The organism is Kitasatospora sp. NPDC036934 (genome assembly GCF_055608425.1).
Genome location: NZ_JBVJQR010000048.1, coordinates 1 through 11,586 on the forward strand (window position 1 = coordinate 1; position 11,586 = coordinate 11,586).

At 71.2% G+C, this 11,586-nt stretch carries 6 protein-coding genes; all 6 read left to right on the forward strand.

Going from position 1 to position 11,586, the window contains the following annotated elements:
- The first annotated feature begins 198 nt into the window (after positions 1–198).
- Positions 199–2,184 (forward strand): beta-galactosidase, encoded by a 1,986-nt coding sequence (locus ACZ7BZ_RS36800; RefSeq protein WP_470362165.1) that lies wholly within the window; start codon positions 199–201, stop codon positions 2,182–2,184.
- Between the two features lie 57 nt (positions 2,185–2,241).
- A complete protein-coding gene (locus ACZ7BZ_RS36805) occupies positions 2,242–4,383 on the forward strand; it encodes an alpha-galactosidase (protein ID WP_470362166.1) in 2,142 nt (713 codons plus the stop codon).
- A gap of 167 nt (positions 4,384–4,550) precedes the next feature.
- A complete protein-coding gene (locus ACZ7BZ_RS36810) occupies positions 4,551–6,332 on the forward strand; it encodes a cellulose binding domain-containing protein (protein WP_470362167.1) in 1,782 nt (593 codons plus the stop codon).
- 99 nt (positions 6,333–6,431) lie between these two features.
- Entirely contained in the window at positions 6,432–7,943 is a 1,512-nt protein-coding gene (locus tag ACZ7BZ_RS36815) for a glycoside hydrolase family 43 protein (protein WP_470362168.1), read from the forward strand.
- Between the two features lie 46 nt (positions 7,944–7,989).
- Positions 7,990–9,738, forward strand: a complete 1,749-nt coding sequence (locus tag ACZ7BZ_RS36820) for a cellulase family glycosylhydrolase (RefSeq protein ID WP_470362169.1) — start codon at positions 7,990–7,992, stop codon at positions 9,736–9,738.
- 68 nt (positions 9,739–9,806) lie between these two features.
- Positions 9,807–11,558 (forward strand): cellulase family glycosylhydrolase, encoded by a 1,752-nt coding sequence (locus tag ACZ7BZ_RS36825; protein WP_470362170.1) that lies wholly within the window; start codon positions 9,807–9,809, stop codon positions 11,556–11,558.
- Positions 11,559–11,586: the final 28 nt, after the last annotated feature.

Sequence of the window (11,586 nt, forward strand, 5' to 3'; positions counted from 1 at the left end):
CTCACCTCCGTCACCAGCCCGAAGAAGGACCTCGGACAGGTCGCCGTCGAACAGGTCATGGCACGAATCAACGCCACCGCCGCAGGCAACGAACCGGACGACCAGCTCCACCTCATGGCACCGGAACTGATCATCCGCGAAAGCACCGCCCCGGCCCCGCACCGCAGTTGACCCCGCTTCCGGAAGGACGGCACCCAGATGGACATCCACCGACTCACGGAGCGCCTCGGCGGCCTCGCCTACGGGGGGGACTACAACCCCGAGCAGTGGGACGCCCAGGTCTGGAAGGAGGACGACGAACTGATGCGCCGGGCGCACGTCAACCTCGCCACCGTCGGCGTCTTCTCCTGGTCCCTGATGGAACCCGAGGAGGGCAGGTACGACTTCGAGTGGCTCGACGCCCACCTCGACCGCCTCCACGCGGCCGGCGTCGCGGTCGACCTGGCCACCCCCACCGCCTCACCGCCACCCTGGTTCACCCTGGCCCACCCGGACGCCCTGCCCGTCGGGCCCGACGGCACCCGGCTGACCCACGGCAGCCGGGACACCTACTGCCTCACCGCCCCCGCCTACCGACAGGCCGCCCGCCGCATCGCGGGCGCCCTCGCCGAGCGCTACGGCGACCATCCGGCCCTCGCCCTGTGGCACGTCCACAACGAGTACGTGACCCTCTGCTCCTGCGACCACACCGCCGCCGCCTTCCGGGTCTGGCTGCGCGCCCGCCACGGCTCCCTGGACGCCCTCAACGAGGCCTGGGGCACGGCCTTCTGGAGCCAGCGCTACACCTCCTGGGAGCAGATCCTGCCGCCCCGGGCCACCCAGTGGCACCGCAACCCCGGTCAGGCCCTGGACTACAGCCGGTTCTGGTCCGACGAGACCCTCGCCGCCTACCGCGAGCAGCGCGACGCCATCCGCGAGCACAGCGACCGGCCGGTCACCACCAACCTCATGCTGCCCGGCTACCAGACCCTCGACCTGTGGGCCTTCGGCCGCGAGGTCGACGTGGTCTCCGTCAACCACTACCCCAGCGCGCCCGGCGTCGACGCCGCCGCCCACGCCGCCTTCGACGCCGACCGGGCCCGGTCGATCGCCGGCGGCGCCTCCTGGCTGCTGATGGAATCTGGCACCAACACCGTCTACGCCGGCGGCCGCATCCTCGGCAAGGAGCCGGGGGACATCCTGCGCCACTCCCTCGCCCACATCGCCCGCGGCTCCGAGGGCGCGCTGTTCTTCCAGTGGCGCCAGTCCCGGGCCGGCGCCGAAACCTGGCACTCGGCGATGGTCCCGCACGCCGGGCCGGACAGCCGCATCTTCCGCGAGGTCACGGCGGCCGGAGAGGCCGTCGCCCGGCTCGGCGAACTCGCCGGCTCCACCGTCCGGGCCGAGGTCGCCGTCCTGCACGACTCCGACGCCTGGTGGGCGATGAACGTCGACGGGCTTCCGTCCTCCGAACTCGACTACTTCACCACGCTGCGCCGCGCCCACCGGGCGCTGTGGGACGCCGGCCGGACGGTCGACTTCGCCCACCCCGAGCACGATCTGAGCCGCTACCGGCTGGTCCTCGCCCCGGCCCTGTTCCTGCTCACCGACGCGGGTGCCGAGAACCTGCGCCGCTACGTCGCCTCCGGCGGCACCCTGCTCGTCCAGCACTTCAGCGGCCTGGTCGACGAAAACCTCCGCGCCCGACTTGACGGCTACCCGGCCGCACCGCTGCGCGAGGCCCTGGGCATCCGGGTCGAGGAGCACCGCCCGCTGCGGCAGGGCGAGGAGGTCACGCTCTCCGACGGCTCGACGGCCACCGCCTGGAGCGAGTCGCTGCGCACCGAGGGCGCCGAAACGCTCGCCGCCTACACCCACGGCATGCTGACCGGCAGCCCGGCGCTCACCCGCCACGGCTTCGGCTCCGGCCAGGGCTGGTACCTCTCCACCCGGCTCGGCGACGCCGGCTACGCCGCCCTGGTCGGCCGGCTGCTCTCGGAGGCCGGCGCGGCCCCGGAGCTGCCAGGCCTGCCCTCCGGCGTCGAGGCCGTCACCCGCCACGCCGCGGACGGCCGGCGCTGGCACGTCCTGATCAACCACCGCGCCGAAGCCGTACCGCTGCCACAGACGGCCCACGACCTGCTCACGGACGCCACCCTGAGCCGGCTGCCCGCCGGCGGCTGCGCCGTCCTGCGCCCGTTGTGAACGCTCACTTTTTGTGAACGCTCACTAGTCTCCCCCGCCCCACCGAGGAAGGCCACCATGAGCGACCCGCACGAGACGGTCCGCTGGGGCCACGACGCCCTGGAGCTGGAGATCGCCCTGGGCGAGCACGGCACTCCCCGCCTGGTTCGCCTCGGCGCCCCCGGCGAGAAGACCACCACCCCGCGCCCCGCCGCACCGCTGCCGCTGGTGGAGGTGACGACCGCCGGCCTCGGCCGATACTGGTCGGGGCGGCACCTCGTCGACAGCGCCCTCGGCGGACGGCTGCGCCACCGCTCCCACCGCGCGACCCGGGACGGCGACTGGCACGTGCTCACCGTCGAACTCCACGATCCGGAGAGCGGTTTGACCGCCGAGGTGGTCTACCGCTCCCTGGACGACCTGCCCGTGCTGCGCAGCGAGGTGCTGCTGCGCAACGAGGGACCGCGCACGCTGCACCTGGAGTCGGTCGGATCGCTCGTGGCGGGCTGCCTCACCGGGGGCGACCCGGTGGAGCTGGACCACGCCGACCTGCTGTGGGCGGAGAACGAGTGGTTCGCCGAATGCCGCTGGCACCGCCAGCCGCTGCGCGTGTCCTCGCCCGAGCGGAGCGGCCGCTTCCGCACCACCTCCGGCCGCACCACCCGCGTCGTGGCCGGACAGGGCGTGTGGTCCAGCTGCGGCCACCTGCCGATGGGCGGTCTGACGGACCGCGAGTCCGGCCGCACCTGGCTGTGGCAGATCGAGCACAACGGCGGCGGCTGGCGCTGGGAGTGCGGGGTGCGCGACGACACCGCCTACGCGGCGCTGTACGGCCCGAACGACGTGGACCACGGCTGGCGCCACCCGCTGGAGCCGGGCGCCGAGTTCCGCACCGTACCCGTGGCGCTCGCACTGGCCCCGGACGGAGGGCCCGACGGCGCCTTCGCCGCGCTCACCACGTACCGCCGGGCCACCCGACGCCCGCACCCCGACCACCGCCGGCTCCCGGTCATCTTCAACGACTACATGAACTGCCTGATGGGCGACCCGACCACGGCCAAGCTGCTGCCCCTGGTCGACGCCGCCGCCGAGGCCGGCGCGGAGTACTTCGTCATCGACGCCGGCTGGTACGACGACGGCGACAACTGGTGGAGCTCCGTCGGGGCCTGGGAGCCGTCGGCCTCCCGCTTCCCCGGGCCGAAGGGCATCCACGAAGTCCTGGACCGCATCCGGGAGCGGGGCATGGCCCCCGGCCTGTGGCTGGAGCCGGAGGCTGTCGGGGTGAACAGCCCGGTGGCCGGGTCACTCCCGGAGGAGGCGTTCTTCCGCCGCGACGGACACCGCGTGGAGGAGGGCGGGGGCCGGTACCACCTGGACCTGCGTCACCCGGCCGCCCGCGCCCACCTGGACGCGGTGGTGGACCGCCTGGTCGGGGAGTGGGGCGTCGGCTACCTCAAGCTCGACCACAACACCGACCCGGGCTCCGGCATCAGCGGCCACCCGGGCGAGGCCCCGGCGGCCGGTCTGCTGGGCCACAACCGGGCCCAGCTCGCCTGGCTGGACGGCATCCTGGACCGGCATCCGGACCTGGTGATCGAGAACTGCGCCTCCGGCGGCATGCGGATGGACCACGCCCTGCTCTCCCGGCTCCAGCTGCAGTCCACCAGCGACCAGCAGGACCTGCTGCGCTACGCCCCGATCGCGGCGTCGGCCCCCACCGCCGTCACCCCCGAGCAGGGCGCCGTCTGGTCCTACCCGCTTCCGGCGGACTCCCCCGACGAGGTCGCCCTGACCATGGCCAACGCGCTCCTCGGCCGCATCCACCTCTCCGGCCGGATCTCCGAACTCTCCCCGGAGGCACGGAACCTGGTCCATGAAGCGGTGGCCGTCCACAAGTCGATCCGCGCCGACCTGCCGCAGGCGCTGCCCGCCTGGCCGCTCGGGCTCCCGGGCTGGGAGGACCCGTGGATCGCCCTGGCACTGCACACCCCGGCCACCACCTACGTCACGGCCTGGCGCCGCCACGGAACGGACTCCGTCCGGGAACTCGACCTGCCCCATCTGGCCGGCGCCGCCGTTCGAGCCGAGGTGCTCTACCCGGCTTCCAGCCTGGCGGCCACGGCCTGGAACCCGGACACCGCCGAACTCAGCCTGACCCTGCCGACAACCCCGTCCGCCGTCCTGCTGCGCCTCACCGAGACGCCGTCCGAGGGGAGTTGACGATGCAGACCGCGACCGCGCGCGCCCCACCGCGCCGGCCCGCATCCGTACGGAACACGCTTCGCGTCCGGGCCCGACCCGAGCAGCCGCACCGGGCCCTACCGTCCAGAACGCGGGAGTTCGATCCCCACATCCGAACCCCAGCGCCCCACCCCTGGAGGAACGAAGTGAAATCACCCGGCCAGTCTTGTCGTGAACGCGCCATAGTCGCCGCGGCGGCCCTGTCGCTCGCGCTCACCGGCGCGGTCGCCGTCGTCGCGCCGCACGCCGCCGCCGCACCGCCCGCCGTCACGGCGAGCACCGTGTCCGTGTCGGTCGACGCCGCCCAGCAGCTCGCCACCGTTCCCGCCACCGGCGTCGGCGTGAACATCCCGGTCTACGACGCCGCCATGAACGCCGCCGCCACCCCCGGCCTGCTCAGCACGGCCGGCATCAACACCGCCCGCTACCCCGGCGGCAGCCACTCCGACGCCTACCACTGGCAGACCGGCACCACCGACGACGGTTCGTACGTCGCCCCGAACACCGGCTTCGACGCCTTCATGGGCACCGTGCGCGCCGCCGGAGCGCAGCCGATCATCACCGCCAACTACGGCTCGGGCACCCCCCAGGAGGCCGCCGCCTGGGTCCAGTACGCCAACGTCACCAAGGGCTACGGCATCAAGTACTGGGAGATCGGCAACGAGGTCTACGGCAACGGCGAGTACGGCGCCAAGTGGGAGAACGACACCCACAGCAGCAAGAGCGCCACGACCTACGCGAACAACGTGCTCCAGTACGTCTCGGCGATGAAGGCCGCCGACCCCGACGTCAAGATCGGCGCCGTGCTGACCACCCCCGGCTACTGGCCGGACGGCATGGTCGGTCCGGGCGACACCATGGACTGGAACCACACCGTCCTGTCGATCGCCGGCTCGAAGATCGACTTCGCCATCGTGCACGCCTACCCCACCAGCACCAGCCCGGCCGACCTGCTCACCAAGCCGCAGGCCCAGAACGCCGACATCACCGGCGCCGTGCGCTCGCTGATCAACCAGTACGCCGGGACCAACGCCCCCAACGTCGGCATCGCGGTGACCGAGGCGAACGCCCAGGCCTACCTCGACACCTCCCCCAACGGACTGTTCGCCCCGGACAACTACCTCACCTGGCTGGAGAACGGCGCGTTCAACGTGGACTGGTGGGACCTGCGCAACGGCACCGACTGCTCGAAGGTGACCACCGTCGAGGGCGCCACCGACTACAACGACGGCGGCATGGTCTCCAGCGGCGCCTCCTGCGAGCCGGCCCTCAACACGCCCTTCCCCGCCTACTACGGCATCCAGATGATCAGCAAGCTCGGCGCGCCCGGGGACACCCTGGTCAAGGCCGCCAGCTCGTCCTCCCTGCTCACCGCGCACGCCGTCCGCCGCGCCGACGGTGACGTGGACGTCATGCTGATCAACAAGGACCCGAACAACGACGCCGCGGTGAACCTCTCCTACACCGGGTTCACCCCGTCCTCCGCCACCCCGACCGTCCACTCCTACCTCAAGAACGCCCGCGGGATCGGCACGGCACAGTCCGGCAGTGCGACCACCCAGACCGTGCCCGCCTACGGCATCACGGTCGTCCAGATGCACCCGACCGGCGCGGCCTGCCGGGTCGTCTACAACAAGAACGAGTGGCAGGGCGTCATGGTCGGCTCCGTCACCGTCGTCAACAACGGCCTCGGCCAGGTCAACGGCTGGTCCCTCGGCTTCGACTTCCCCGGCGACAACAGCATCACCAACACCTGGAACGCCTCGGTGTCGCAGAGCGGCCGGAGCGTCAGCGCCGGGAACGTGTCCTACAACGCCTCCGTCCCGCAGGGCGGCAGCGTCCAGTGGGGCTTCAAGGCCAACTGGTCCAGCAGTGACGCCAACCCCTCCGCCTTCCGGTTCAACGGCGCCTCCTGCGCGATCGGCTGAACCCGATGAACCGGTGGTGCCCCGGACCCAGGACCTCTCCAGGGCCGAGGGCGCGGGGCACCACCACCCCGACATGCACCTTCGAAAGGAACCGACCACGTGTCAGACCAGTCCCAGCCGACCGGAACCCTCCCCAACCCCGTGATCCCCGGCTTCCACCCGGACCCGAGCGTCTGCCGCGTGGGCGACGACTACTACCTCGTCTGTTCCAGCTTCGAGTACTTCCCCGGCATCCCCGTCTTCCACAGCCGCGACCTGTTCAACTGGACCCAGATCGGCAACGCCCTCGACCGGCCGAGCCAGCTGCGCCTTCCGCGCGAGTCCCCCTCCTCCGCCGGGATCTACGCCCCGACACTGCGCCACCACGACGGCCGCTTCTGGCTGATCGTCACCAACGTCAGCGGCGACGGCAACCTGCTCTTCACCGCCACCGACCCGGCCGGACCCTGGTCCGACCCGATCCGGCTGCCCGGCGTCCACGGCATCGACCCGGACCTCGCCTGGGACGAGGACGGCACCTGCTACTGCACCGTCGCCGGCGTCTCCCAGGTCCGCCTCGACCCGGCCACCGGCGAGACCATCGGCGAACCGCAGCGGATCTGGTCCGGCGCACCCGGCGCCGCGGCCCCCGAGGCCCCGCACCTGTACCGGATCGGCGAGTACTGGTACCTGATGATCGCCGAGGGCGGCACCGAGCGCGGCCACGCCGTCTCCATCGCCCGCGGCACCTCGCCCTCCGGCCCGTTCGAGCCGTGCCCGGCCAACCCGGTGCTGACCCACCGCGGCATCAACAACCCCATCCAGAACACCGGGCACGCCGACCTCGTCCAGGCGCCCGACGGCTCCTGGTGGATGGTTCTGCTCGCCGTGCGGCCGCGCGGCGGCACCCCCGCCTGGTACGTGCTCGGCCGGGAGACCTTCCTCGCCCCGGTCGAGTGGGTGGACGGCTGGCCGGTGGTAGGCCGGGTCACCCCCGAACTGCCCACCCCGGCCTGGCCGCTGCACCCCGCGCCCGCCGTACCGGCCCGGGACGACTTCGACCAGGCCGAGCTGCACCCCCAGTGGATCTCGGTGCGGGAGCGCCCCGAGCACCTGTGCACCACGAAGGAACGTTCCGGCTGGCTCACCCTGCGCGCCGCCGGCGCCTCCCTCGACGAGAACGACGTGGTGTTCGTCGGCCGCCGCCAGCGGCACCTCGCCTGCCGGACCCGCACCCTGATCGACCCCGCCGGGGGCCGCGGCGGTCTCGCCGTCCGCATGGACGAGGACCACCACTACGAGATCGAGGCGGCCGACGGCGAGGTGAAGGTGATCGCCCGGATCGGCTCGCTGCGCACCGAGGTCGCCTCCCGTCCGGTGCCCGCCGGACCCGTGGTGCTCGGCGTGGACGTCGTCCCGCGCGAGACGCGCGGCCCGCGCACCGGCCCCGACGACGTCGTCCTCGGCATCGAGGAGCCCGGCGGCACCTTCACCGCGCTCGCGAGCCTCGACGGGCGCTACCTGTCCACCGAGGTGGCCGGCGGATTCACCGGCCGGGTCATCGGCATGTACGCCGCCGAAGGCACCGTCCACTTCGACCGGTTCGACTACGAGCCCGTCCCGTTTTCCTGACCACCCATCAGAACCCTCCACCGGTTCACACGAAAGGGACATCCGCGTGAACGACGCAGCGCACACCGCACGCCCCCGCAACCGCCGCCTCCACCGCACGGCCGGCCTCCTGGTCGCGCTCGTCACCACCGGCGCCCTCTGCGGCGGCACCGCGATCGCCGCGCCCGCCGACAGGGCCCCGTCCGCGGCCGAGGCGGCCGGGGCCAGGGTCCCGCACGACCCGATGGCCGCGGTGGCCGCGATGCAGCCCAGCTGGAACCTCGGCAACACCCTCGACGCCATCCCCGACGAGACCTCCTGGGGCAACCCGCTCACCACCAAGGCGCTGTTCGACCGCCTGAGGTCCGACGGATTCCGCAGCGTCCGGATCCCGGTCTCCTGGTACCCGCACCAGTCCGCCACCGCCCCGTACACCATCGACCCGGTGTGGATGAAGCGGGTCAAGCAGGTGGTCGACCTCGCCCTGGAGGACGGCCTCTACGTCGAGATCAACGTCCACCACGACTCGTGGCAGTGGATCAAGTACATGTCCACCGACCACGACAACATCGTGGCGCGGTTCAACTCCACCTGGCAGCAGATCGCCACCACGTTCAAGGACGAGCCGCGCACGCTGCTCATGGAGAGCATCAACGAGCCGCAGTTCGACGCCGCGACCGACGCCCAGAAGACCCAGTACCTGCGGGAACTCAACACCTCGTTCCACGACATCGTCCGCAAGTCCGGCGGCAGGAACAAGGACCGCCTGCTCGTCCTGCCCTCGGAGGAGACCAACAACGCCCAGCACTGGCTGGACGACCTCTCCACCACGATGAACTCGCTGAACGACCGCAACCTGGTCGCCACCGTGCACTACTACAGCTGGTACCCGTTCAGCGTGAACATCGCCGACGGCACGACGTACGACGCCAAGGCCCAGTCGGACCTGACCGAGGGCTTCGCCCGCGTGCACGACACCTTCGTCGCCAAGGGCATCCCCGTCTACCTCGGCGAGTACGGCCTGCTCAGCGAGCCCAACTCCGGCACCGTCGAGCGCGGCGAGATGCTCAAGTACTACGAGCACGTCAACCACGTGGCCCAGGTCAACGGATTCACCACCGCCCTCTGGGACGACGCCAACTACCTGGACCGCACCAGCCTCCAGTGGCGGGACCGGACCCTGATGAACCTGATCGAGACGTCCTGGCGGACTCGCTCGGGCACCGCCTCCACCGACAACATCTTCCTTCCGAAGTCCGGCCCCATCACCGCGCAGACCATCACCCTCAACCGCAACGGCCAGTGGTTCGCCGGCCTCTGGCAGGACGGCCTCCCCCTCATCCCCTACCTCGACTACACCCTCGACGGCGACAAGCTCACCCTGACCGCCGACGCCCTCACCCGCCTCGCCGGGGACCGCGCCGCCGGCGTCAACGCCACCCTGGAGGTCCGCTACTCCGACGGCGTCCCGTGGCAGCTCAACATCCGCTCGTACGACAAGCCCGCGATGGCCGACGCCACCGGAACCGCAGCCGGGCTCGTCATCCCCACCCGGTTCAACGGCTCCCTGATGGCCAACGTCCAGTCCACCTACGCCGACGGCACCGCCGCCGGCCCCGCCTCGTGGACCACCTACCAGTCGTTCGGCAACTTCGGCCCCGACTACGGCGCGAACACCACCACCATCAAGGCCGACTTCCTCACGTCCCTCAAGGACGGCACTCCGGTGACGCTCAGCTTCCGCTTCTGGACCGGCGACACCGTCACCTACACCGTCACCAAGACCGGTGACACCGTCACCGGCACCGCCTCCTGACCCGAGCTCTCTCCCACCCCCCGGCCGCCGGCCGGGTTTCTCCACCTGTTCACTCGAAGGGACGATCCGTGAACAACTCACCGCACACCGCACGCCCCCGCAACCGCCGCCTCCGCCGGACGGCCGGCCTCGTGGTGGCCCTGGTCACCACCGGCGCCCTCTGCGGCGGCACCGCGATCGCCGCCCCCGCGGACGGGGCCCCGTCCGCGGCCGAGGCCGCCGGGCTCAGGGTCCCTAACAACCCGATGGCCGCGGTGGCCGCGATGCAGCCCAGCTGGAACCTCGGCAACACCCTCGACGCCCTCCCCGACGAGACCTCCTGGGGCAACCCCCTCACCACCAAGGCCACCTTCGACGGTCTCAAGGCCCAGGGCTTCCGCAGCGTCCGGATCCCGGTCTCCTGGTACCCGCACCAGTCCGCCACCGCGCCGTACACCATCGACCCGGTGTGGATGAAGCGGGTCAAGCAGGTGGTCGACCTCGCCCTGGAGGACGGCCTCTACGTCGAGATCAACGTCCACCACGACTCGTGGCAGTGGATCAAGTACATGTCCACCGACCACGACAACATCGTGGCGCGGTTCAACTCCACCTGGCAGCAGATCGCCACCACCTTCAAGGACGAGCCGCGCACGCTGCTCATGGAGAGCATCAACGAGCCGCAGTTCGACGCCGCGACCGACGTCCAGAAGACCCAGTACCTGCGGGAACTCAACACCTCGTTCCACGACATCGTCCGCAAGTCCGGCGACAGGAACAAGGACCGCCTGCTCGTCCTGCCCACGGAGCAGACCGGCAACGCCCAGAACCTGCTGGACGACCTCTCCACCACGATGAACTCGCTGAACGACCGCAACCTGGTCGCCACCGTGCACTACTACAGCTGGTACCCGTTCAGCGTGAACATCGCCAACGACCCGACGTACGACGCCAAGGCCCAGTCGGACCTGACCGAGGGCTTCGCCCGCGTGCACGACACCTTCGTCGCCAAGGGCATCCCCGTCTACCTCGGCGAGTACGGCCTGCTCACCTCGCCCTACTCCGGCGTGGTCGAGCGCGGCGAGATGCTCAAGTACTTCGAGCACGTCAACTACGAGGCGCGGCGCAACGGCATGACCTCCGCCGTCTGGGACGCCGCCAACGACTTCCTGAACCGTTCCACCATGCAGTGGATGGTCCCCGAGATGAAGGACCTGATCGAGACGTCCTGGCGGACTCGCTCGGGCACCGCCTCCACCGACAACATCTTCCTTCCGAAGTCCGGCCCCATCACCGCGCAGACCATCACCCTCAACCGCAACGGCCAGTGGTTCGCCGGCCTCTGGCAGGACGGCCTCCCCCTCATCCCCTACCTCGACTACACCCTCGACGGCGACAAGCTCACCCTGACCGCCGACGCCCTCACCCGCCTCGCCGGGGACCGCGCCGCCGGCGTCAACGCCACCCTGGAGGTCCGCTACTCCGACGGCGTCCCGTGGAAGCTCTTCGTGCGCTCCTACGACAAGCCGACCATGGCCGACGCCACCGGAACGCTCGACGGGCTCACCATCCCCACCCGGTTCAACGGCTCCCTGATGGCCAACGTCCAGTCCACCTACGCCGACGGCACCGCCGCCGGCCCGGCCTCCTGGACCACCTACCAGTCGTTCGACAACCTCCGCGCCGACTACGGCGCCAACACCACCACCCTCAGGCCCGACTACGTCAAGTCCCTCAAGGACGGCGTCCCGGCGACCTTCACCTTCCGCTTCTGGACCGGCGACACCGTCACCTACACCGTCACCAAGACCGGTGACACCGTCACCGGCACCGCCTCCTGACCCACATTCCTTCCCGCCCCGGCTGCCG

What these genes read in the sequence shown, in the direction of transcription:
- ACZ7BZ_RS36800 (WP_470362165.1), top strand. Translation starts at nt 199, where the DNA reads ATGGACATCCACCGACTCACGGAGCGCCTCGGCGGCCTCGCCTACGGG.
- ACZ7BZ_RS36805 (WP_470362166.1), top strand. Translation starts at nt 2,242, where the DNA reads ATGAGCGACCCGCACGAGACGGTCCGCTGGGGCCACGACGCCCTGGAG.